This is a genomic window from Chitinibacter fontanus (assembly GCF_013423785.1).
Lineage (GTDB): Bacteria > Pseudomonadota > Gammaproteobacteria > Burkholderiales > Chitinibacteraceae > Chitinibacter > Chitinibacter fontanus.
Genome location: NZ_CP058952.1, coordinates 3,361,533 through 3,386,100, shown reverse-complemented (window position 1 = coordinate 3,386,100; position 24,568 = coordinate 3,361,533). Strand labels below are relative to the sequence as shown.

22 protein-coding genes and 1 pseudogene are annotated in these 24,568 nt (G+C 48.9%); 4 read left to right on the top strand and 19 right to left on the bottom strand.

All coding sequences use genetic code 11. From position 1 onward, the window contains the following. The first annotated feature begins 21 nt into the window (after positions 1-21). From ileS to HZU75_RS16155, 4 genes are all read left to right on the top strand, one after another. Positions 22-2,904 (top strand): isoleucine--tRNA ligase, encoded by a 2,883-nt coding sequence (gene ileS, locus HZU75_RS16170; RefSeq protein WP_180307004.1) that lies wholly within the window; start codon positions 22-24, stop codon positions 2,902-2,904. Further along, positions 2,897-3,400, top strand: coding sequence for a signal peptidase II (lspA, locus tag HZU75_RS16165; protein ID WP_180307003.1), 504 nt, complete (start codon positions 2,897-2,899; stop codon positions 3,398-3,400). The genes ileS and lspA overlap by 8 nt, the downstream gene beginning before the upstream one ends. A gap of 4 nt (positions 3,401-3,404) precedes the next feature. Then, a complete protein-coding gene (gene ispH, locus HZU75_RS16160) occupies positions 3,405-4,325 on the top strand; it encodes a 4-hydroxy-3-methylbut-2-enyl diphosphate reductase (RefSeq protein WP_180307002.1) in 921 nt (306 codons plus the stop codon). A 96-nt stretch (positions 4,326-4,421) separates the two neighbouring features. Next, positions 4,422-6,188, top strand: a complete 1,767-nt coding sequence (locus HZU75_RS16155) for a GGDEF domain-containing protein (RefSeq protein ID WP_180307001.1) — start codon at positions 4,422-4,424, stop codon at positions 6,186-6,188. 55 nt (positions 6,189-6,243) lie between these two features. On the opposite strand, the gene rfaE1 is transcribed toward HZU75_RS16155, so the two are convergent. From rfaE1 to HZU75_RS16060, 19 genes and pseudogenes are all read right to left on the bottom strand, one after another. Further along, entirely contained in the window at positions 6,244-7,167 is a 924-nt protein-coding gene (gene rfaE1, locus HZU75_RS16150; protein ID WP_180307000.1) for a D-glycero-beta-D-manno-heptose-7-phosphate kinase, read from the bottom strand. An 11-nt stretch (positions 7,168-7,178) separates the two neighbouring features. After that, positions 7,179-7,876, bottom strand: a pseudogene (gene pyrF, locus HZU75_RS16145) (orotidine-5'-phosphate decarboxylase). Positions 7,877-7,895: 19 nt separating this feature from the next. After that, complete coding sequence (gene lapB / locus HZU75_RS16140; RefSeq protein ID WP_180306999.1) at positions 7,896-9,071, bottom strand: lipopolysaccharide assembly protein LapB; 1,176 nt, start codon at positions 9,069-9,071, stop codon at positions 7,896-7,898. Positions 9,072-9,073: 2 nt separating this feature from the next. Beyond that, positions 9,074-9,373 (bottom strand): LapA family protein, encoded by a 300-nt coding sequence (locus HZU75_RS16135; protein WP_180306998.1) that lies wholly within the window; start codon positions 9,371-9,373, stop codon positions 9,074-9,076. A 117-nt stretch (positions 9,374-9,490) separates the two neighbouring features. Then, entirely contained in the window at positions 9,491-9,775 is a 285-nt protein-coding gene (locus HZU75_RS16130; protein ID WP_180306997.1) for an integration host factor subunit beta, read from the bottom strand. A 22-nt stretch (positions 9,776-9,797) separates the two neighbouring features. Further along, entirely contained in the window at positions 9,798-11,492 is a 1,695-nt protein-coding gene (gene rpsA, locus HZU75_RS16125; protein ID WP_228028109.1) for a 30S ribosomal protein S1, read from the bottom strand. A gap of 218 nt (positions 11,493-11,710) precedes the next feature. Further along, a complete protein-coding gene (cmk, locus tag HZU75_RS16120; protein ID WP_180306996.1) occupies positions 11,711-12,373 on the bottom strand; it encodes a (d)CMP kinase in 663 nt (220 codons plus the stop codon). Between the two features lie 70 nt (positions 12,374-12,443). Continuing rightward, a complete protein-coding gene (locus tag HZU75_RS16115; RefSeq protein WP_180306995.1) occupies positions 12,444-13,433 on the bottom strand; it encodes an aldo/keto reductase in 990 nt (329 codons plus the stop codon). Positions 13,434-13,466: 33 nt separating this feature from the next. Further along, positions 13,467-14,348, bottom strand: coding sequence for a prephenate dehydrogenase (locus HZU75_RS16110; RefSeq protein WP_180306994.1), 882 nt, complete (start codon positions 14,346-14,348; stop codon positions 13,467-13,469). Beyond that, positions 14,345-15,022 (bottom strand): META and DUF4377 domain-containing protein, encoded by a 678-nt coding sequence (locus tag HZU75_RS16105; protein WP_180306993.1) that lies wholly within the window; start codon positions 15,020-15,022, stop codon positions 14,345-14,347. The genes HZU75_RS16110 and HZU75_RS16105 overlap by 4 nt, the downstream gene beginning before the upstream one ends. A gap of 9 nt (positions 15,023-15,031) precedes the next feature. Further along, on the bottom strand, positions 15,032-16,036 hold the full coding sequence (aroF, locus tag HZU75_RS16100; protein WP_228028108.1) for a 3-deoxy-7-phosphoheptulonate synthase: 1,005 nt from the start codon (positions 16,034-16,036) through the stop codon (positions 15,032-15,034). Between the two features lie 100 nt (positions 16,037-16,136). Then, entirely contained in the window at positions 16,137-17,282 is a 1,146-nt protein-coding gene (locus HZU75_RS16095; RefSeq protein ID WP_180306991.1) for an MFS transporter, read from the bottom strand. Positions 17,283-17,350: 68 nt separating this feature from the next. Further along, entirely contained in the window at positions 17,351-17,923 is a 573-nt protein-coding gene (gene pgsA, locus HZU75_RS16090) for a CDP-diacylglycerol--glycerol-3-phosphate 3-phosphatidyltransferase (protein WP_180306990.1), read from the bottom strand. A gap of 137 nt (positions 17,924-18,060) precedes the next feature. Next, positions 18,061-19,386: a DUF3422 family protein gene (locus HZU75_RS16085; protein ID WP_180306989.1), complete on the bottom strand. Its 1,326-nt coding sequence runs from the start codon at positions 19,384-19,386 to the stop codon at positions 18,061-18,063. 184 nt (positions 19,387-19,570) lie between these two features. Further along, entirely contained in the window at positions 19,571-20,329 is a 759-nt protein-coding gene (gene rlmB, locus HZU75_RS16080) for a 23S rRNA (guanosine(2251)-2'-O)-methyltransferase RlmB (protein WP_373279620.1), read from the bottom strand. Positions 20,330-20,443: 114 nt separating this feature from the next. Continuing rightward, complete coding sequence (locus HZU75_RS16075; RefSeq protein ID WP_180308876.1) at positions 20,444-21,616, bottom strand: O-succinylhomoserine sulfhydrylase; 1,173 nt, start codon at positions 21,614-21,616, stop codon at positions 20,444-20,446. A gap of 77 nt (positions 21,617-21,693) precedes the next feature. Next, on the bottom strand, positions 21,694-23,229 hold the full coding sequence (purF, locus tag HZU75_RS16070; protein ID WP_180306988.1) for an amidophosphoribosyltransferase: 1,536 nt from the start codon (positions 23,227-23,229) through the stop codon (positions 21,694-21,696). 26 nt (positions 23,230-23,255) lie between these two features. Continuing rightward, positions 23,256-23,747, bottom strand: coding sequence for a CvpA family protein (locus tag HZU75_RS16065; protein WP_180306987.1), 492 nt, complete (start codon positions 23,745-23,747; stop codon positions 23,256-23,258). Next, entirely contained in the window at positions 23,744-24,568 is an 825-nt protein-coding gene (locus tag HZU75_RS16060) for an SPOR domain-containing protein (RefSeq protein WP_180306986.1), read from the bottom strand. Before HZU75_RS16060 ends, HZU75_RS16065 begins: the two co-directional genes overlap by 4 nt.

Below are 24,568 nucleotides of genomic sequence, written 5' to 3'. Positions count from 1 at the left end.
TAATATTAAAAAGAGATTGTAATGAGCGATAAGCCTGCGAATAAATACCCGGTTAATCTACTGGACACACCATTTCCAATGCGTGGCGATCTGGCCAAACGCGAACCGGGCTTTTTGAAACAATGGCAAGACGGCCAAATTTATCAAAAGTTGCGCGCCAAATCGAAAGCGCAAGGTCGTCCTAAATTCATCCTGCACGATGGCCCTCCGTACGCCAATGGCGACATCCATATCGGCCATGCGATGAATAAAGTCCTCAAAGATATCATTTTAAAATCAAAATCGCTCGCTGGTTTTGACGCGCCTTACGTGCCGGGCTGGGATTGCCACGGCATGCCGATCGAACACCAGATCGAAAAACTGGTGAAATCGGATAAAGACGCGATCAAAGCCAACCCAGCCATTCATTCCCGCATTGTTGAATATCGCAAAACCAATGGTCTGGATGAAAAAGACATCCATCTACCAAGCTCCTTTATCCGTGAATTGTGCCGTGAATATGCGGCAATTCAGGTTGAGCGCCAGAAAGTCGATTTTATCCGCTTAGGTGTTCTGGGTGATTGGGATAATCCATACCTGACGATGAATTTTAAAACCGAAGCCGATATTGTTCGTACTTTAGGCAAAATTCATGGCAACGGATATCTGGTTAAAGGCCAGAAGCCCGTGCATTGGTGTGTGGACTGTGGCTCGGCCTTGGCCGAAGCTGAAGTTGAATACGAAGACAAAGTATCGGCAGCGATTGATGTTGGCTTTGAAGTGGTTGATAAGGCCGCGCTATCCGCTGCTTTTGGTGGCGTAAATGTGGGTGACTTAAGTGCGAAAGCCGTCATCTGGACCACTACCCCATGGACGCTGCCAGCCAATCAGGCCGTATCCGTACACCCCGAATTTACCTACGACTTGATCGCAACCGAAAAGGGCTTGCTGATCTTGGTGCGCGAACTGGCTGAGGCAGCGCTCAAACGTTACGACATCGATGCCAATGAAGTCATCGCACAAGCCAAAGGCGCAGCCCTAAATGGCTTGCTGCTGCAACATCCGTTCCTGTCACGTCAGGTGCCCATTATTTGCGGTGAACACGTGACCGCTGAGGCAGGTACAGGCTTGGTGCATACAGCGCCAGCGCACGGTTTGGAAGACTATCAAGTCGGTTTGAAATATCACCTGCCAGTTGATAACCCCGTGGCGAATGATGGGCGCTATATCTCTACGACAGAACACTTTGCAGGCGAAACCGTCTGGAAAGCCAACCCCAAAGTAGTCGCCTTGCTGGAAGAACGTGGCACGTTGCTCGCCAACAAAAAACTGGAACACAGCTACCCACATTGCTGGCGCCATAAAACGCCGCTGATTTTCCGCGCAACCACGCAGTGGTTTATCGGTATGGACAAGCAAGTTGGCGCTGAAACGCTGCGCGACAAAGCCAACCGCGCCGTGGATGCGACTGAGTTTTTCCCAGCTTGGGGTCGCGCGCGCCTAGAAGCGATGATCAAAAACAGCCCAGATTGGTGCGTATCACGCCAACGCACCTGGGGCGTTCCGATGACGTTCTTTATTCATAAAGAAACGGCTGAATTGCACCCACGCTCGACCAAATTGCTCGAACAAGTCGCGCAACGTATCGAACAAGAAGGCATCGAGGCCTGGTTTAAACTTGATGCGGCGGAATTGCTTGGTGATGATGCAGCTCACTACGAAAAACTCAAAGACACGATTGACGTCTGGTTTGACTCCGGCTCGACACACTTTGCCGTAGTAAAACAGCGCGAAGACCTCAACCATGGCGACGATAGTCGCCCTGCTGCTGACTTGTATCTGGAAGGCTCAGACCAGCACCGCGGCTGGTTCCAGTCATCGCTAAAAACCGCCTGCGCGACGGTTGGTCACGCACCATACAAACAATTGCTGACGCATGGCTTTGTCGTCGATGGCAAAGGCATGAAAATGTCGAAATCCAAAGGCAATGTGGTTGCCCCGCAGCAAGTCATTAACCAAATGGGCGCGGACATGTTGCGCCTGTGGACGGCCAGCACAGATTACTCCGGTGAGGTATCGATCTCTGACGAAATCCTGAAGCGCACTGCAGACTCATACCGTCGTATTCGTAATACTTTGCGTTTCTTGCTAGCCAATTTGAGCGACTTCAAAGCTGAAAATGCAGTAGCGACAGATAGCCTTAGCACGCTCGATCGCTACGCCCTAGTGCAACTGGGCGCTTTCCAAGAACGTGTCACTGCCTTCTACGATAAATACGAATTCCACTTAGCTGTTCAGGAAATCACTGCTTACGCGTCTGAAGAGTTGGGGTCGTTCTATCTGGACATCATCAAAGATCGCCTCTACACCATGGGGGCAGATAGCCAAGGTCGTCGCTCGGCACAAACTGTGTTGTGGCACATCACGCAAGCCTTGGTACGCTTGCTGGCACCAATTACATCCTTCACCGCGCATGAAGTGTGGGAAGTACTCAATGGTAAAGACGATAGCATATTCCTCGATGCTTGGTACGTCATTCCAGCCGTGAACGACGCAGAGCAACTCAACCAGCAATTTGCATTGGTTCGCGAAGTTCGTGCCCAAGCACAAAAAGACATTGAAGTGCTGCGTGCGGCGGGCGATTTAGGCTCAAGCTTGCAAGCTGAAGTGGTGATTGCGGCAACGGGAGACAAGCTATCTGCACTGCAAGCACTGGGCGATGAGTTGAAATTTGTCTTGATCACCTCGAAAGCTGAAGTAATTGAAGGCGAATTTAACATCAAGGTATCGACTTCAACGCAAGAAAAATGCGAGCGTTGCTGGCATTACCACCCTACCGTATCGACCATTGCCGCTCACCCAACCCTGTGTGCGCGTTGCGATGATAATTTGCATGGCGCTGGTGAGGTTCGTACGCATGCTTAAAAGTTTATGCCCAAAGCGTTTTAGCGGCTATTTGGGCTTGGCGGCATGGGTGCTGCTGATCGATCAAATCAGCAAGCACTGGATCGAAGCTGTGTTTGAAATGCACCAGATTAAAACCATCATCCCCGGTTTTTTTAATCTGACCTTAGCCTACAACCCCGGCGCGGCCTTTTCATTTTTGGCCGACGCGGGGGGCTGGCAACGGCATTTCTTTACTGGCCTAGCCTTGGTTGTTTCTGCTGTGATCGTGTTTTTGCTAAAAAAGCATCAAGCTGAACAACGCTACGCCACTGCTTTGGCTTTGATCTTGGGCGGCGCTCTGGGTAATGCCATTGATCGCATGATATTTGGTCATGTGATTGATTTTATTCAAGTTCACTACCAAAGCATTTGGTTTTACCCCGCCTTTAATATCGCAGATTCTGCGATCTGTATTGGCGCGGCGCTAATGGTGATTGATAGCTTCAAAAAGGATAAACAGGCCAATCATGAATAAACCCATGAATATTATTCTTGCCCAACCGCGTGGTTTTTGTGCAGGCGTTGATCGCGCGATCGCCATCGTAGAAAAAGCGCTGGATAAATTTGGCGCGCCGATTTATGTGCGGCATGAAGTCGTACATAATAAATTTGTTATCGAAGATCTAAAAGCCAAAGGTGCGATCTTTATTGAGGACTTGGCCGACGTGCCTGCTGGCAATACGCTGATTTTCTCAGCGCACGGAGTTTCACAAGCCGTTCGCGCCGAAGCCGCAGAGCGTGGCTTGCACATCTTCGATGCCACTTGCCCACTGGTGACCAAAGTTCATTCAGAAGTTAAACGCCTGCATGATCAAGGCTTTGAAATCATTATGATTGGCCACAAAGGTCACCCCGAAGTTGAAGGTACCATGGGGCAAGCCACTGGCGGGATGCATTTGGTTGAAGATGAAAATGACGTTTTGGGACTAACGGTGAAGGATGAAAGTAAACTCTCCTACGTGACCCAAACCACGTTGTCTGTTGATGATGCACAGGTCGTAATTAACGCTCTTCGCGCACGTTTTCCAGAAATTGTCGGCCCGAAAAAAGATGACATTTGCTATGCAACGCAAAACCGCCAAGATGCAGTAAAACAATTGGCCAAAGACATCGATATTCTGGTCGTAGTCGGTTCACCCAATAGCTCAAACTCCAACCGCCTACGCGAAGTAGGCGCAGGCTTAGGCATTGATGCTTATATGGTGGATAACGAAACCGAGCTTAAAGCCGAATGGTTTAACAGCAAAGGTCGCGTGGGCATCACAGCAGGCGCTTCCGCGCCAGATGTATTGGTCAAGCGTGTGATTGCTAAAATTCAAGAATTTGGCGCGCTATCGGTAGAGTCCATGTCTGGTGTCGAAGAGAATGTGATTTTCGCCCTACCAAAGGGACTGGTATAAGCTCAAGCCTTCAAAAAGAACGCCACAGATGTGGCGTTTTTTATCTCTGATTTTCGATCTATACTTTTTATTACCCGCCGCCGTCAGAAGTGAATCATGGAAAAATTAAGTAACCCAACTGATATTGCCCGCGAAACACTCAAACAGCTTGCGTTGCGGCGTATCGTGCCATCGCCCGATCACTACGAAGCGATTTATCACGAAATCGCCCAAACCAGTGACGACGAACGCCAGCATGCAGGATTAAAAGAGCTAATTCAGGCGCTAGAGGGTCTTTCAGGACAAAACCCGGAAGCAAAACGCCAAGTCGAGCAGCTCAAACGAATTATTCGCAAGGAAGAATGGAGTAACCTCTATGATCAGCTAATTCGTTGCTTTAATGCGCAATCAAGCCAATCAGAGCTGAGTAAAACCTGGGCCGACTTAATTAAAGACTTAATTTTGCAATGGGACTTACGGAATCCCGCTTATCCTCCCAGCCGCAAAAAAGAGGCACTGGACCGAGTGCTGGCCAATTTTGGCAATAATTCGACTGAGCTGAACAACAAATTAGTCGGGCTAATCGGCTCGTGGTCTGAGACTGGCGTAGAAAATAATGTATCACCTGCCAGTGACGTCGCAGCAGCCATCAATGATTTAACCCTTAGCACTGAAACCACTGGCATAAACTGGCAGGACTGGCGTGAATCTACAGTCACGGCGCTAGAGGTCGGTTTGGCTGCTCGCTTATTGCATAACCCAGATTTGCAGCAAGAAACACTCACGATTGCCAATGAAGCTAAGGCCGTCGGTAATCAAGCCGACATGGAAAAATGGCTGCCTCGACTGCGTAAATTTTGGTTAAAGCTAGAACTGCAGAATGATCAAGAAGATCGCCTTGCAGATGGTCTAATGCGGCTTTTAAGATTACTAACTGACAATATGGCCGAGATTGTGATTGATGACGAATGGGTGCGAGGGCAAATTGCAGTCATCCAGACCATCATGGCTCAGCCCTTAGATATGCGCGTTCTTTATGATGCTGAGGCTGGGCTGAAGGAAGTGTTATTTAAGCAAAGCCAAGTCAAACACAGTCTGGTAGAAGCACAAGCTGCACTCAAAAATATGCTGACTTCGTTCATTGATCGCCTTGGCCTAATATCACAAAGTACCGACAATTACCATGCCAAAATCACACAATATGCGACCAAAATTGAGGCTGCAAACGATTTGGTGAGCATTAGGCATGTAATGGAAGACCTGATGCAAGATACTCGCAGTATGCAAATCGATGTATTGCGCTCGCGCGACGATTTACTTGAAGCTAGAAAGCAAGCCGATTTAGCACATTCAAGAGTCATTGAATTAGAAAAAGAACTCACTGCATTAAGCGACAAAGTGCGTGAAGATCAACTAACAGGTGCATTAAATCGTCGTGGACTTGAGGACGCGTATCAAATCGAGTTGGCGCGTTCGCAACGAAGCAACGCACCTTTTGCACTATCGTTGCTCGATATTGATAACTTCAAGAAGCTAAATGACAACCTTGGCCATGCAGCCGGTGACAAGGCTTTGCAGCACTTAGTCCAAGTGGTCAAAGATCTTTTGCGCCCAACCGACACCGTAGCACGGTATGGTGGTGAAGAGTTTGTAATACTGATGCCGAATACCAATCTTGAGGAAGGTATGCTGGTAATGCAAAGGGTACAACGCGAGCTAACCAAGCGCTTTTTTATGCATGAGAATGAAAAAGTTCTAATTACTTTTAGTGCAGGCTTAACATTAGCAGGTGTCGACGAAAATCGGGATGCGGTATTAGCTCGTGCAGATGGAGCGATGTATCTGGCGAAAAAAAGTGGCAAAAATCGAGTCGAAACCGTCTAAGTAAGAAGGCATGGCAGCCTTTGCCATGCCTTTCGAGCATTAAAACTAATTTCTCTCAGAATAATTCATCAGCAGTAGCAACCGCAGTACCAAGTTTGGCCACAACAATTCCGGCCGCTTTATTCGACCACTCCATTGCTTCTGGCATTGAGAGCCCGGCGGCAAGCATCAAGCCTAATGTTGCAATGACCGTATCGCCAGCACCCGACACATCAAATACTTCCCGCGCTTGTGTTGGCTTATGAACCACTTCACCATCTTTAAAGAGAGTCATGCCTTCTTCACTGCGTGTCACCAATAACGCTTGCAAGTTGAGTTTCTCACGCAGTTGACCTGCTTTCTCAACCAACTCACTCTCATTAGACCAAGATCCAGCCACTTGCCGGAATTCACTGCGATTTGGTGTTAGTAAAGTTGCCCCAGCATAAGCGGCATATTGATCCCCTTTGGGGTCCACCAAAACTGGTTTGCCGGCGGTGTTTGCGGCCTGGATCATGGCTTGTACATGTGCCAGGCTGCCCTTGCCATAGTCAGACAGAATCACGACATCAATACCATGCAATGAAGCTTTAAATTCATCCAGTTTTGCAGCTAAAACTTCATGATTAGGTAGATTTTCAAAATCGATGCGTAATAGCTGCTGCTGGCGCGCTAACACACGCAATTTAACCGTAGTGGAAATACTAGCATCACGATGAAAGCAGGTATCTATTCCTGCATCAAGTAATAGACGCTCAAGATTGCGCCCAGCCTCATCATCACCTACTACCGACAGTAATTTGGCATGCCCACCTAAAGCCACAATGTTTCGCGCAACATTTGCTGCGCCCCCCGCGCGTTCGTCAGTTTTAGTGATTCGAGCTACTGGGACTGGGGCCTCAGGTGAAATTCGTTCCACATCACCAAACCAATATCGATCCAGCATCACGTCGCCAACAACTAGCACACGAGCAGCCTTAACTCTCTCTTTTAGCTTCATGTACACCCCAATTAGCCAATCAGCGACGTATTGATTGCATTTAAAGTTGCAACCGGGTCAGCGCTCTGCGTAATGGGTCGTCCAATTACCAAATAATCAGCGCCTGCTGCAATTGCCGCGGGGGGGTCATAATCCGAGTTTGGTCATTGGCAGCCGCATCTGCAGGGCGAATACCTGGAGTTACAAGCTGAAAATCACGCCCGCAGGCTGCTTTTAACATACTAGCTTCCTGTGCCGAACACACCACACCATCCAGACCGCATGATTGCGTTAATCGCGCCAATCTCTCAACCTGCTCTGCTGCGGTCGCGCCAACGCCCAATTCAGCCAACTCAGCATCACCCATGCTAGTGAGTACAGTAACGGCGATTAATAAGGGGCGTGACGGCAGGCGCTCAAGGGCTTCTCGCGTGGTTTCCATCATTTTTCGCCCGCCCGACGCGTGCACATTCACCATCCACACACCTAGCTCAGCCGCCATCTTACAAGCCTGTGCAACAGTATTGGGGATATCATGGAATTTGAGGTCGAGAAAAACATCAAAGCCCAGTGCAACCAATTGTTCTACGAGTTGTGGCCCTGACGCAGTAAATAGTTCTTTACCTACTTTTAATCTGCAAAGTTGAGGATTTACAGTTTTGGCGAAAGCCAAGGCTGCTGCTGCATTTGGATAATCAAGTGCAACTACCACGCGTGGATTTAATGACATAAATATTCTCTAATAATGATCATTCAGCTTGTTTGCGACGTTTACCCCGAATTGGGGCATATGTCTCCCAACCGTTACAGCCGGGACAATGCCAAAAGAATTGGCGTGTTTTAAAACCACATTCATGGCAGTAATACATTGTATGTTCGCGGGTATTGTCATGCAGCAGCTTGCCAATTAATTCAATCTCTGACTTTTGATCGTCTGGCGCTACTAGTAAATGCGCTTCTAATAATTTGCGCAGTCCTGGCATTGATGGGCTATCACGCAACCGTTCACGCACAAATTTGTGTGCCGCATCCACACCTTGCGTGGCAATCAAATGCTCATAAATGAGATCAACCACATCCAATTCTGGATATCTTTGCAAGTAGCGAATGAGCAACTCTATCCCATCTTCTACTTTGCCAAGTTGTTCGTAACCTTTTAGCAAATTACGTGCGACCAAAGATAAGTAGCTCTCATCTTGAGCTTCTATCAATAGCCACTGATCAATTGCCATTTGCACTTGATGCTGACTAAACAAGATTTCACCGAGCATCAAGCGCGCACGAACGCACTGGCGATGAACACTCAATGCATTTTCTAAGTAAACCTGCGCCTGCTCTATTTGATTACGAATTAATGCCGCTGCGGCCAACTCGCAATTGAATTGGGCAATTTCATGTTGGTAGGTATGACTTTCATCTCGCAGCTGTTGAGCAATCTCAATGGCTTTTTGCCATTCATGTTCTTGCTGGTAAATGGCTAATAACTCTACTCGAGCCGCTTTGGCAGCATTCGTTTCCGATAGCTCATGCAATAGAGTTTCTGCGCGATCAAAAAGGCCTGCTTTAATGAAGTCAATTGCCAAATCCAGCTGGGCCTGCTCTTTTTGCGCACTTGAGAGATCGCGTCTCGCGAGCAATTTTTGATGCATACGAATTGCACGCTCAAGCTCGCCTCTACGGCGAAATAAATGCCCAAGCGTAAATTGTAGCTCTATGGTTTCTTCATGATTTTTCGCAATATCCACATAAACTTCAATTGCTTTATTGGTTTCACCAGCTAACAGATGGTTTAAGCCCTTAAAGTAAGCAGACGGCAGCGACTTACTTTGCGCAATCACATGCTTAATATCTACGCGTGCAGCAAGCCAGCCTAGGCCGAAAAAGACAGGTAGGACAACTAACCACCAGAATTGAATCTCTATCATTGTTAAATCGCGTCTTTTGGTTGTTCTAGAATTTGATCACTCTGTGGTGTGTGAGCAATTGTATTTTTATTATCTTTACGTAGCTGAACAAGCTCTCTTCGCAAACGAAAAACTTGGCCAAAACTAGCCAACAGGCCAAAAACAGCACCAAGCACAAAAAAGACCAGCAAAATCATTGCTAAGGGGGCATTCCAAGCGTAACCCAAAAAGAAATGCAGCTCGGTTGGAGTGGCGTTATGCATTGCAAAACCGAATAACACTACAAATACAAGAAATTTTAAGATCCAACTTAGATAATGCATCACATTTCTCCATAGGTTTTGCTCGTATTGTAGCGTAATTTTAATCTCAGCTATTCTTGCCTTGCGAATAAAAAAGGCGACATCTGAAGATGTCGCCTTTTGCTCTAGCTCTTACGTTTACGCATCAGAGTCGACACGTTCACGTAGTTCTTTACCCGCTTTGAAATGAGGCACAAACTTTTCAGGAACCGATACCTTGGTACCCGATTTCGGATTGCGTCCCACACGTGGCGGGCGATAGTTCAGGTCGAAGCTGCCAAATCCGCGGATTTCGATACGTTGACCCTGAGCGAGGCTACGCGCCATCGCATCGAGCATCGTCTTCACGGCTAACTCCGCATCTTTGGCTACCAGCTGTGGATAGCGTTCGGCCAGTTTTGCGATGAGTTCTGACTTGGTCATTTTCCGCTGTAATCCTTAAAAATTATTCAGCAGAGCCTGACAATTTAGCTTTCAACAATGCGCCCAGGCTAGTTGTACCTGCATTGCCTTCAATAGTCGAAGACAATTTGCTCATCGCTTCAGATTGATCAGCACTGTCTTTTGCTTTGATTGACAGGTTGATCGAGCGAGTTTTGCGATCCACATTGATGATCAGCGCTTCAACTTCATCACCTTCTTTCAGAACGGTGCGGATGTCTTCAACGCGGTCACGTGAAACTTCTGTCGAGCGCAGGTAGCCTTCAACTTCTTCAGACAATGTAACTACAGCGCCTTTAGCGTCGAGGGACTTAACGATACCCTTAACGATTGCACCTTTGTCAGATTGAGAGATGAAGTTGTTGAATGGATCACCTTCCATCTGTTTGATGCCGAGGCTGATGCGCTCTTTTTCAACGTCGATAGACAGAACCATTGCTTCAACTTCGTCGCCTTTCTTGAAGTTGCGAACCGCTTCTTCACCAGGAACATTCCAAGACAAGTCAGACAAGTGAACCAGACCATCGATACCACCAGCCAAGCCAACAAATACACCGAAGTCGGTGATCGATTTGATCGCGCCTTTCAGCTTGTCGCCTTTTTTGTAGTTAGCAGCGAAATCGTCCCATGGATTAGCCATGCACTGTTTCATGCCCAAGCTGATACGACGTTTGTCTTCATCGATATCAAGGATCATCACTTCAACTTCATCACCCAAAGAAACTACTTTAGATGGGTGAACGTTTTTGTTTGTCCAATCCATTTCAGAAACGTGCACCAGACCTTCGATACCTTGTTCGATTTCTACGAATGAACCGTAGTCAGTGAGGTTAGTCACTTTACCGAACATGCGAGTGCCTGATGGGTAACGACGTGACAGACCCACCCATGGATCTTCGCCCAATTGTTTCAGGCCGAGCGATACACGGTTTTTATCTTGATCGAATTTCAGAACTTTAGCTTCAAGCTCATCACCCACTGCCAATACTTCAGATGGGTGTTTAACACGGCGCCAAGCAAGGTCAGTGATGTGCAACAGACCATCAATACCGCCCAGATCAACGAATGCACCGTAGTCAGTGATATTTTTAACGATACCCTTAACGATTGAACCTTCTTTCAAGGTTTCTAGCAGTTTCTGACGCTCTTCACCCAGAGAGTCTTCCAGAACGGCGCGGCGAGAAACTACAACGTTGTTACGTTTGCGATCAAGTTTAATTACTTTGAATTCAACTTGTTTGCCTTCGTAAGGAGTCGTGTCTTTTACTGGACGAATGTCAACCAGTGAACCTGGCAAGAAAGCGCGCAGACCGTTAACCATCACAGTCAAGCCGCCTTTAACTTTACCGGAAATAACGCCGGACATGATCTCGCCACGTTCCAGGCAGTCTTCCAATTCGATCCAAGAAGCCAGACGTTTGGCTTTTTCGCGAGAAAGCTTAGTTTCGCCGTAACCGTTTTCGAGGCTATCGATTGCAACTGGTACGAAATCACCGATCTTAACGTCAACTTCGCCGTTGTCGTTTTTGAACTCTTCCAGAGGAATCAGTGATTCAGATTTCAGACCTGCATTTACAGTAACAAAGTTGCTGTCGATGCCTACAACCTCGGCAGTAATCACTTCACCCGAACGCATTTCTTGACGGGTTAGGCTTTCCTCAAACAGGGCTGCAAAGCTTTCCATAGTAGCGGTAGTCATTAGTGGAAAATTCCATTTGCTGTCAGGCCCCAATCAAGCATTCGCTTCATCAGACCACAGCAGGTTAGTTAATAAAAACCAAGTTACACCAGCAACTTGGAAAAACACACCCAAAGCCTACTTAGACTTGGGTGCAAAACCATTTCAGAAAATTCTAAAATGGAATCTGCGCATTCTACAGAAAACACCTCTACAAGGCAAGCACTTAAGCCTTGTTTTTACTCGATTTTCTGCCGCCACCAAGTTAGTACTTGTCTCACCGCAGATTGAATATCCAATTCCGTTGTATCAAGCAGCAACGCATCTTGCGCCTGCGCCAACGGCGCCACGATACGCTCTCGATCACGAGCATCACGAGCCTCTAAATCGGCCGTAATCACAGCCAAATCAGCAGTCTCACCGCGGCCGATTAATTGCTTATAGCGGCGTTCAGCACGAGCTGATGCACTAGCAGTCAAAAACACCTTCAGCACGGCAGACGGAAATACCACTGACGCCATATCACGACCATCTGCAACCAGGCCCGGCTGCATTGAAAACGCCTGCTGACGCGCCAACAGCGCCAGTCGAACCTGTGGTAATGCCGCAATTTTCGATGCGCCCGAGCCAATTTCTTCACTCCGAATAGCTTCAGTTACATCAGAGCCCGCTAGTATAATTCGTGCCCCCTCAAATACCACATCGAGGTATTGAGCCACAGAGGCTACTGCTGATTCATCAGCCCAGGATACCCCCTTATTTTTTGCGGCCAATGCCGTCAGGCGATATATTGCCCCAGAATCTAAATAATGAAACCCCAGTTGCTCAGCAACAAGCTGCGCAACCGTTCCCTTGCCTGACGCCGATGGACCATCAATTGCAATTACAGGGATACTTAACATGTAATAGTGTCCTTTAAACAGTAGAAAGCCGCCCGTACAGGCGGCCTTTCTTTCGAACTAGAAACAATAATTATGCTTGTCGCAAGATCTGGTCAATAGCTTGCAACTCTTCACGCGCAAAACTCAAGCCATGAATAGCGCCCACATTTTCTTCAATCTGCGATGGTCGACTAGCACCAATAATCACTGAGGTGACTGTTTGCAAAGCCCAAGCCAACGACATTTGTGCTAACGACTGACCACGCTGCTGTGCAATCCGATGCAAGGCATTGATTTGCACTAAACGCAATTGCACATTTTCTTCGGTCAAGAAATGGTTACCCGCATCAGCCGCACGAGAGTCCGCCGGAATACCACCCAGATATCGATCCGTCAGCAAGCCCTGAGCTAAGGGGCAGAAAGCAATCGAGCCAATCCCCTGCTCTTGCAATACATTGGTCAAACCATCCTCAATCCAGCGGTCAAACATTGAGTAACGAGGCTGATGGATAACACATGGAGTACCCAACTCTTTGAGCACCTTTGCTGCAATCGCTGTTTCTTCTGCCGAATAGGAGGAAATACCCACGTATAGTGCTTTACCTTGGCGCACCAAGCTATCAAGTGCACCCATAGTTTCTTCGATAGGCGTCTCTGGATCAGGACGGTGCGAATAAAAAATATCCACATATTCCAAACCCATTCTGCGCAAGCTTTGATCACAGCTAGCGATTAAATATTTGCGACTACCTAAATCACCATATGGGCCGAGCCACATTTCCCAGCCGGCTTTACTACTAATGATTAACTCGTCGCGATAACCAGCCAAATCAGTTTTTAACAGCCGCCCCATGGTCTCTTCAGCTGCACCAGGGCGAGGGCCATAGTTATTCGCTAAGTCAAAATGAGTAATGCCTAAATCAAACGCTTTGAGCACCATTGCTCGGCTATTTTCAAACGGCTTGTTATCCCCAAAGTTATGCCACATACCCAGCGAAATCGCCGGCAGCTTCAATCCACTAGCACCACAGCGACGATACGGCATTGTTTCATAGCGATTTGCAGCAGCTTGATAAGTCATGGCATCCCTTTAAATTAGTAAGCACCAGCAAAATTACTGATTACTTCGTTTCTTACCCCAGGCGCTACGAGCCTGACTTGCTTGATTGATATACGCGGTCAACTCGTTTGCATTACCTTGCTCAATCAAATCAATCAACGCTTGCAATTGAGTAACATTCGACTTCAGGTCAGCCAAAATCGCCGATTGATTGGCCAACGTAATATCTCGCCACATATCTGGGTGCGAACCAGCAATCCGCGTGAAATCACGAAAACCAGTCCCGGCAAAATCCAGGCACTGAGCACTATTATCCTTAGCCAGCACTGCATTCATATAAGCGAAAGACACTAGATGCGGCACATGACTAACAGCGGCAAATACACCATCGTGCGTTAGTGCATCCATCTCATAAACAATTGCCCCACAAGCCTGCCACAGCTCACGCACTAGCGCCAAACTTTGCGCCGTAGTCTCTGGCAATGGCGTTAGCACCACGCGACGCCCCTCATACAGACCATAGGTCGCAGCACTAGCCCCAGACAAATCAGAACCTGCTATCGGGTGCCCTGGCACACAATTACTAAGCTGCAATGGCAAATACTGCCGATACAAGTCACAAACATCCTGCTTAGTTGAGCCACCATCAGTGACAATACAGTGCGCAGATAAATGCGGCGCAATTTGCGCCATCAAGGCCCCCATTTGGCCAACAGGTGTACCCAAAAATACCAGATCAGCCCCCTGCACCGCTTGCGCAGGGTCATGACTTGCCACATCAATCACTCGCAGTTCAATTGCGCGCGTTAAATTAGCTGCATTACGGCCAACCCCAACCACTTCTTGCACCAGTCGTGCACGCTTGAGCGCCAAGGAAAACGACCCCGCAATCAACCCCGTGCCAAGCAAGACCAGCTTGCGAATAGCTTGCGTCATTTAGTTTCCAACACCTCGATTAGCGTCGTTTTAATTGCACTCGCATCCGCCGGCGGGTTAGCTATTTTTTCTTCACGAACTTTCAATTTGTAAGTTGAACCAGCATGCCAATCAAAGCCCTCGATTTGGCCATAAAAATTAAACCACTCTGACGCAGGGCTCGACTTGTACTGCAAACAATCAGTTTTCATTACCCCAGCCGAGCATGGCTTCTTCTCTGGGCCGATCCAGATAATTCTCTCCACCGGCCTTGCGGGCAAGCGCTTAAACCGTAGCGATTGGTTTTTTTCATCAAAGAAAGCAATCTCATCTTGATTGGTACGCTCTAGTTTCGTAGCCTTGCCCAGCGTACTTAAAAATTGTTGCTCTAATTGCATAGCGCCTGCATCAGGACACATTTTGCGAGTTGCAGCCAAGGCCCCCACACGTAAGGGAGCCGACTTCAAAATACCGCGATAATGATTGCAGCCAGCAAACCCAGACAATTTACCCCCTTTGCCGATCGTGAGGGTCAGAGCGGGATCAACGGGCAACTCTAGGCGAACACTCGTGGAACTAAATTCAACCAACTCATACTCACCCAAGATGCTGGTGGTATGCGCAGGCGCCCCTGCATATGACAAGCCGCAAGCCGCACCCAGGACTAATACCCCGCCAAAAATTGAATGCTTCATCTATTTTCCTTATAAGCTCCGACCTACTGCCTGCGCAATTGCGCCCAAGGTTTTCATCAAATCGGTCAATTGTTGCGATGACAAAGCCTGATCTGCATCACACCAGGCTTCCGCAGGGTTTGGATGCATTTCGATCAACAAGCCATCGGCTCCTGCCGCAACAGCCGCCTGCGCCAGCGCAGGCACCATCCAGGCCTTGCCTCCGGCATGGCTTGGGTCAACAATTACCGGTAAATGGGTTTCACGTTTCAGTACTGGAATAGCTGTTACGTCCAGCACATTACGGTAGGCTGTTTCAAACGTGCGAATACCGCGCTCACAGAAAATAATATTGTGATTACCACCCGCCGCGATGTATTCGGCGGCCATTAACCATTCATTGATGGTGGCAGACAAGCCTCGCTTGAGAATAATCGGCTTATTAACTCGCCCTACTTCTTTGAGTAAGTCAAAATTTTGCATATTGCGTGCGCCGATCTGGATAACATCAACGTCATAAGCCATAAACGTATCGAGCATCCGAACATCCATTAATTCGGTGACAATGGGCAAATTATGGCGTTTAGCAGCGGTCTGGAACATCTCCAACCCTTCAACCCCCAAGCCCTGAAAGGCATAAGGGCTAGTGCGCGGCTTGAAGGCCCCGCCGCGCATCATGCGACACCCAGCGGCAGCCACTCCTGCGGCTGATTCATCCATTTGAATTTGTGTTTCAATTGAACATGGCCCGCCAATAACCTGAATTTGATTACCACCAAGCGGAATGCCCCGTACCTGAATAGTCGAGCCGGCCGGATGCGTATCGCGTGAAACAATCTTATATTGCTTCATAATCCGCGTCACTCGCTCTACGCCAGGCAAGATTTCAAATCGTGAAGCATCTAGCAAATCTTCATCGCCCATAGCCCCAATAATTACCAGCTCCGAACCACGAGAAACATGCTCACGCAAACCTGAGCCACGAATCAATTCTACTACCGCAGCCACCTGCTCATCGGTAGCGGATAACTTCATCACAATAATCATTCGAATGCCTTTAGCAAATTGTAATCGCGCAACGTATAGGTCTAGAGTCTAGACCTAGTAAGGGCTGCAGGCCAATACTGTCGAAACCCTAATCGGCTGGCAAACCACGCCAAGCGACAGCAAATCCCAGCAAGCAAGCCAGTGCCGCAAGCGAGAAAACCACAGAGCCACCCCAAGCACTCCAGGCCCAGCCCGCCAAAATACCACCCAAGCTACCACCGATACCAAATGACATGGCGATATAGAGAGCCTGACCTTTTGCCTGATGTCTACCTGCAAAATACCGATGAATATACGCCATATTCACCGCATGATTGCTACCAAAAGTGAACGCATGTGCCATCTGCGCCAGTAGTAAGATCAATATGGAGGTCACACCCCAGGCTATCGACATAAAACGCAACACAGCAAGCGCTAAGCCAAATAGTAAAAGCGTTTTGGCGCTAAAGCGTACATTCAAGCGTGGCATACACCAGAACACGACAATTTCGGCCAGCACGCCCAAGGTCCAAAACCAGCCAATAGTGCTTTTGCTATAGCCCTGATTGGCAACATAGATCGAATAAAAGCTGTAATACGGCCCATGAGCCAGCGCCATCAAGAAACAGGCCGCCAACACAGATTGCACTTCTCGACGCCGCAAAATATCCCGAAACGGCGCCTCTGCCTGCAGTACAGAAGCAGAAACAGGCGTCTCCGGAACGCACCAACAATACAGCGCCAGGCCTGTCATGATTGAAATTACCGCCCAAGGCAGCACTTGTACGCCCACACCTTCAATCAGATAGCCTGCGGCGATAGTCGCCACAACAAACCCAAGCGACCCCCAAATCCGTAATCGGGAATAAGCCCCTGAATCGCCTTTAAGGATACTCATCGCAGTCGACTCCACCAATGGAAGCGCCGCACTCCAAAAAAAACTGCCTAACAACACCGCAAACAGAATCGGCCAGAAGGTTTTGCTAAACAGCAGAGGAATAAAAAAGAGTAAGCCACAAGCACCAGCCACGCGCAAAATCAACCGGCGCTGGCCTGTGCGATCGGCCAAGTAGCCCCAAAGAGCAGGTGCATAGATGCGATTAATTTGAGTAAGGCTAGTGAGGACACCAATTTGCCAAGCAGGGAATGCCAAGCCAGCCAAATACAGGCCCCAATACGGGGAGAAGATGCCATTAAACGCAAAATAGCAAAAATAAAAGCCAGCTATTGCCAGCAGGGCAAAGTTTCTTTTCATTAAATACCCGCAAGGGTATATGGTATTAGATCAATAAAATGATGGGCTTGGTTGGCATACTGCATGATTTACGACTGATTTTTGAACTGTTCAGCCGCCACACGCAAATAATAAAACATTGAAACAATGGTGAGGATGCCCGCCAGATACAGCGCAATCGTCCCTAAGAGCGGCGTCGAAACACCAGGAATAATTGGCACCCACCATAGCAGTAACAAAATCGCGACCATTTGAGCTGTGGTTTTCAATTTGCCAATCATATTGACCGCCACACTCTTAGACTTACCCAATTGGGCCATCCATTCACGTAATGCAGAAATCGTAATTTCACGACCGATAATAATCACGGCCAACCAAGACGGCGCACGATCGATTTCAACCAATAAAATCAGCGCCGCCGCCACCATCAGCTTGTCAGCCACCGGATCAAGAAATGCACCAAACTGACTGGTTTGATTCCAGCGCCGCGCCAAGAAGCCATCGAACCAATCGGTAATTGCCGCCAGCGCAAACAGCAAGGTGCCCACCACGTTTTGCCATAGCAGCGGATATTCTGATTGCGGCAAATAAAACACCCCAACAAACACGGGGATCAAAGCCACGCGCAACCAGGTCAAAATAATGGGCAAATTTAAAGGCATAGTGTTTTTTCTATAAAAGCCTGTGCCGCTAGCTGCGGCACATCGCAATCGCGAGATTGTAACTGGTTTCGCACATTTAAGCTCGCCCATGCCACACCCTTGGCACCCAAGCTGCACATCAACGGCAACAATCCGCCTCACCCATGCTGCGTTTTAGGTGCCAAATGCTGCCGCATGACGCGAAGGCCCGCCAAAATGCCAAGTGCCACCACCGGAATGGCCAAGCCCAATAGCAATTCGACATTCAGATGCCAACCCGCTGCTTTTAGGCCTTTTAACCCATAGGCGAGCAAACTAATGATGTAATAGCTAATTGCCGCAACCGAAAGCCCTTCCACCGTTTGCTGCAAGCGCAACTGCAACTGGGCATGCTCTGACATTGAGCTTAAAATGCGCTGATTCTGCTGCTCCAAAGTAACATCCACCCGGGTGCGCAATAATAATGTTGCGCGACTCACCCGCTCCGCCAACTCGCGCTGGCGGCGAGCAACTACATTGCAGTGCTCCATCGCAGGAGTTAAGCGGCGAGTGATAAATTGCTTCAGCGGTTGCAAACCCTGAATCCGATGCTCACGCAACTCATCCAGACGACGCAATACAATTTCGTAATAGGCATGCGAAGCACTGAATCGATAATCAGTTTGTGACAAAGCACTTTCTATCCTTGCCGATAACTGTGTTAATCGGTCTAGCAAAATGGGTTCATCTTGCTCCCGCGCGTGGGAAATACTGCGAGTCAGCTCAGCCAATTCGCGGTCTGCTACCGCCAACTCCGGCGCAAGTTGGCCAGCTAAAGGTGGCGCTAACATTGCTAATGTACGATAGCTCTCAATGTCGAATAATCGCTGCAACATTCGCCCAGCCTGGCGACGCCCCATAAAGCGATCCGCCAGTACATAATGCACAAAGCCATTTTCATCGGCCTTAAAATCGCTATAGAGGTGTCCTGCCCCCTCACCAATTGCCGCCCCAGCCAATTCTTGGCCTGCAAAATACAAATGCGCCAAATCGGGCAGGCCTGCTGGCAATTGTGCATAAGGCAGCACCAAGGCATGAATTGCAACTAGCACGTTGCTTGGCAATTGTGCCAGCCATTCTGACGGCAATTCAGCAAGGGCGGGACGCAAAAAACCCTCAGCCCCATCCACCTGCGGGGCACTCACACTAAAGCTGGAAAACTCGCTATAGCGCATCCACAAAACGCGACAATGCCCTAAGTCAAGGCTGAAGTAACTGGCACTTGGGCTTGGCGGCTCTAAGCTGTAATGATGAGCTAACTGTCCAAATAGCCATAACTCGTGCGCCAAATTGCAGTGATGATTGAGGTAAGCAAGGTGACTAATCCGCCCGGGCGTAGGTAGGTGCGGATATGGGTGGGTATGCATTTCACTGGCAATATTGCGTCGCTGAGGATGCTCATGCAGTTTCAGTACAAATTCACAGCCTTCATCGTTATGGTGCATGATCTACTCCTTGTTGAGCGCCATTTGGCAACAACAAGTCAATAGCAGATTACATGCCAGCACAATTTAAAAGGGTACCCCCCCAAGAGCCTTCATCAAAAAGACTCACAGAGCAACACCCTTCATTTTCAAAGAAAAGATGCACGCTTCAAGTGCACTATCCCGATCAAATAATGTAATTAAATTACGTATTTGGTGCACTTTTTTTGGCCGCTAAGCGCTGGCGCCGGCTTTCCGACAACACAATACCCGTCGCAACCGAAACATTTAAACTTTCAACAGAGCCAAACATCGGAATCGACACCAAGGTATCGCATAGCTCGCGTGTTAGGCGACGCATGCCATCACCTTCATTACCCAGCACCCAGGCAATCGGGCCGGTTTGACCATAGCTATACAAATCGCAGCTACCTTCAGCATCAGTACCCACAATCCAGATGCCACGTTCTTTTAAATCACGAATCGTGCGCGCTAAATTCGTCACCATCACATACGGCACCACTTCAGCGGCGCCGCAGGCCACTTTTGACACGGTGGCGTTGATGCCGACACATTTGTCTTTCGGTGCAATCACGGCATGCACCCCCATGGCATCGGCAACACGCAGACAGGCGCCCAGATTGTGTGGATCGGTAATCCCGTCCAAGATCAGCAAAAACGCTGGCTCATCCAGATCATCAAGTACATCTTCGATCGACAGATAGCTTTTATCCGAGTCAATCATCGCCGCTACGCCCTGATGACGGACATGTCCAGCCAAGCCATCCAGGCGATCAGCCGACATTGGCGTCACTTTCTGGTCGGCGTCTTTGGCGGCTTTGAGCAGATCTTTCATCCGCGGATCGGTACGTTCACTGCTGACGTAAAGCTCTAATACGCTATCGGGAAAGCGGCGCAAGCGGGCGGTAACAGCGTGAAAGCCGTGGATGATTTTCTTTTGCATGATGGACAACTAGCTACGTTCAAAGGCGTGATTTTACGGGTTTTTACACAAAAAAGCCCAAGTATTATGCCTTGGGCTTTTTGCTGGTGCGATTTCATCAGAGCAAGGCCAGATTTACAGGCCTTGTTGCAAATCAGCAATCAAATCACCGACGTGTTCCAGCCCCACCGAAATCCGCACCAAACCATCACCAATGCCTGCTGCAGCTCGTGCCTCTGGGGTCAAGCGGCCATGCGAAGTCGTTGCCGGATGCGTAATTGTCGTGCGTGTATCGCCCAAGTTCGCAGTACGACTCATGAGTTCAACTTTATCGATGAGTGCCCAAGCAGCAGCTTTGCCCCCCACTAGATCAAACGACACCACGCCACCGCCGCCGCTTTGCTGGCGTTGTGCCAGATCGTACTGCGGATGTGATTTGAGCCCCGGGTAATACACTTTGGCTACTTGCGGCTGCGCTTCGAGCCAAGTCGCCAGTTCCATTGCCTTTTCGCAATGCGCTTTCATTCGAATACCGAGCGTTTCCAAGCCTTTAAGCAAAACCCAAGCGTTAAACGGCGACAAGGTCGGGCCTGCCGTGCGCAAAAACAGATAAATAGGCTCCAGCACTGCGTGGCTGCCAACGACCGCACCGCCGAGCACGCGCCCCTGACCATCGATGTATTTGGTCGCTGAATGTACAACAATATCCGCCCCTAGTTTCAATGGCTGCTGCAAGGCTGGCGAGCAGAAGCAGTTATCAACGACGAGCAAAGCATTGTGGCTATGCGCTACGGCAGCAATCGCCGCCACGTCAGCGACTTCGGTGAGCGGATTGGATGGTGTTTCGAGGAAAAACAATTTAGTTGCAGGGGTAACTGCTTGCGCCCAAGCATCGACGTCGGTTGGCGAGACATACGTCACCGTTACGCCAAATTTACCCAAATAAGCATTAAACAATTGGATCGTTGCACCAAACAAGCTATTCGATGACACGATATGGTCCCCTGCTTTGAGCAAGCCCATGCATAGTGACAAAATTGCACTCATGCCAGAGGCCGTGGCAACGCAACGCTCAGCGCCTTCCATTGCGGCTAAGCGCTGCTCAAACGCACTGACGGTTGGATTTGTGAAGCGCGAATAGATATAGCCCGGCATTTGACCAGTGAATTTGAGTGACGCTTCTTCGGCCGAACCAACCACAAAGCTGGAAGTGAGGTGCATGGCATCCGAATGCTCGCCAAACTCGGTACGCAGCGTGCCCGCACGAACGGCCAAGGTATCTGGGTGCAAGTTTTCAAAATCCAGCATCATTCATCCTTTGTTCTTTTATATTTTTCAAATAAAAACGGAGGCCTAAGCCTCCGTTCTGTCAGCATTAATGCTGATTAAATCAAATTTTGCTCGGCAACGCCAATATTCAAATCGATTACCGTGCCAGCTTCATTGGTTTTAGTCGACAGCGGCGACAAACGCTTAGCTTCTAACTCGTCCAGATATGCATCGGTAATGTCGCCAGTGATGTAGTGACCATCAAAACACGAAGTTTCAAACTGGGTAATTTTGCCACCACTTGCATCGGTACACGCCTGAATCAGCGCCGACAAGTCTTGATAAATCACGCCATCTGCACCAATTTCAGCCGCAATTTGCTCCGCATCTCGCCCAGTTGCAATCAACTCATTACGAGTCGGCATATCAATGCCGTAAACATGCGGGAATTTCACTGGCGGCGCAGCGGATGCCAAGTAGACTTTCTTGGCACCAGAATCGCGCACCATCTGCACGATTTCTTTTGAGGTGGTACCACGCACAATCGAGTCATCAACCAACATTACATTTTTGCCACGGAACTCAACCGCAATCGGATTAAGCTTTTGGCGCACCGATTTTTTACGGCTCGCCTGCCCCGGCATAATGAAGGTACGACCGATATAGCGATTTTTCATAAAGCCTTCGCGATACGGCAAGCCTAAGGCATCGGCCAATTGCAACGCTGAATCACGGCTGGTATCCGGAATTGGTATTACCACATCGATATCCAGTGCCGGCACTTGTTTGCGCACTTTCTCGGCCAATTGCTCGCCCATTTTCAGGCGTGCTTCATGAACCGAAATACCGTCAATCACCGTATCTGGGCGGGCAAAATACACATGCTCGAAAATACAGGGGATCAAAGTTGGGGTTGGATGACATTGCTGGCTATAAAACTCGCCTTCAAATGTAATGTAAACCGCCTCACCTGGTGCGATATCGCGCACAAACTTAAAGCCCAGTACGTCGTGCACCACCGATTCGCTTGCGACGGTGTATTCCTTACCCTCTGCGGTGTCGTGTTCACCCAATGACAAAGGACGAATGCCATGTGGGTCACGGAACGCCACCATGCCAAAGCCAGCAATAATTGCGACCACGGCGTAAGCACCCTTTACGCGTCCATGCACTGCCGTGATGGCGTCAAAAACGGTTTTGGCATCCAATTGCGGGCCACTCACGCGGCGCGACAATTCGTGTGCAAATACATTACACAGCGCTTCGGAATCCGAATTAGTATTGATATGGCGCAGGTCAGTGCGGTACATATCCTCTTTGAGTTGCTTGTCATTAGTCAGATTGCCGTTATGCGCCAAGACAATCCCAAATGGGCTGTTGACGTAGAACGGTTGCGCCTCGGCCAAACTAGAGGCTGAACCCGCAGTGGGATAACGAACGTGACCGATCCCCACATTGCCCATTAATGAGCGCATATTGCGAGTGCGAAACACATCGCGCACCAGGCCCTGCCCTTTATGCATATGCAGCACTTGCTGCTCTGCAGTGACGATACCGGCTGCATCTTGACCGCGGTGTTGTAGCACCAACAGACCATCGTACAACATTTGATTAACCGGCGTTTTGGCGACCACACCTAGAATGCCACACATTGCTCAGACCCTTAGACTTGCGAAAATTATTCAAACTTAACTCGTGATGCCAGCACAACTGGCAACCACGGCTTAACAAATTCGGCACTTTGCTCAAATAGCGGGCTAAACATTGCATTGCGCCAGACGGTGCTCTTGGGAAAGCTAGTCAAACCAGCCAACACCACCAAGGTCAACATCAACAAAAAACCACGCACAATACCAAATGCAGCCCCTAAAAAACGATCAACGGGCTTTAAACCGGTTGCCGACAAAAATTGATTGATCGTGATGCGTACAATAGCAGACAAAAGCCACGCCACGAAAAACACCACCACAAAGCCCGCAATATAGCGAATTGAGTCGAGAGGAATACTCTGCGGCATCCATACCGCCGCGGTTTCCGCAAACTGTGTTGCCGCCCAAAATGACAACACCCACGCCAGCAAGGCAAGAATTTCCTGCGTCAAACCGCGCATCACCGACAGCAACATCGAAAGACCTAGCACCGTCAAAGCTACATAATCAAACTGCGTCATTGTGCGGCCTTCACCACCAAGGTGCCAGGCACTCCTAAGGCATCCAAACGTTGCATCCAGGCTTTTGCCTTTGCCTCATCATTGCCCGGGCCGATTCGCACCCGCGTTAACTCACCTTTCGTAGTGGTCACTGTCTCGCTACGAGCGGGGATGCCAGCATCTTTTAGTTTCTTTAAGGTCTGAGCTGCTTTCTCTGGGTCGGCATAAGCACCAATTTGAATATAGTACTGCTTACCCGTCTCTTTTTTAGTCTCGGCAGACTTATCCAAACCACCCTCAAGAATTGCCTTTGGATCAACAGCTTTACTCACATTTGGCTTAGCCGTTGGTTTGGGTGAAGGCTTAAGCGTAGGCTTGACTTGCGGTTTTGGACTAACCTTTACCGCGGCTTTTACTGAGGGCTCAGCGCCTGATTTTTCTGGGGTAAGTTGGCTGCTATCAGGTACGGCTTTGGGTGCATTCTCCTGATGATTGACCAGCTTTCCAGGGAGTGCTACAGGGGCGACTCTGGAAGCCGGTACTTCATCAGTACTTGCAACAGGCAGTGAAGCGACCTCAACAACTGCAGAAGCAACAGATGCAACCACCCCCTGAGCTGCGCTTGCAGTAAGAGCAATAGGCGTAGAAGCCACTACAGACGATAGTGCCGGCGCGCTTGAAATGATTTCAACCGTCTGATTGTCAAGCAAGGACTTGGGCGGTTCGCCGTCGAGAGCCGTCCACAACACGGTAAGCGCAAAGACCACCAACGCAATTGCACCAACCAAACGGCGGCGCGCACGCTTTCTTAATTGCAGCAGCTCATCGCTAACATTTGCCAT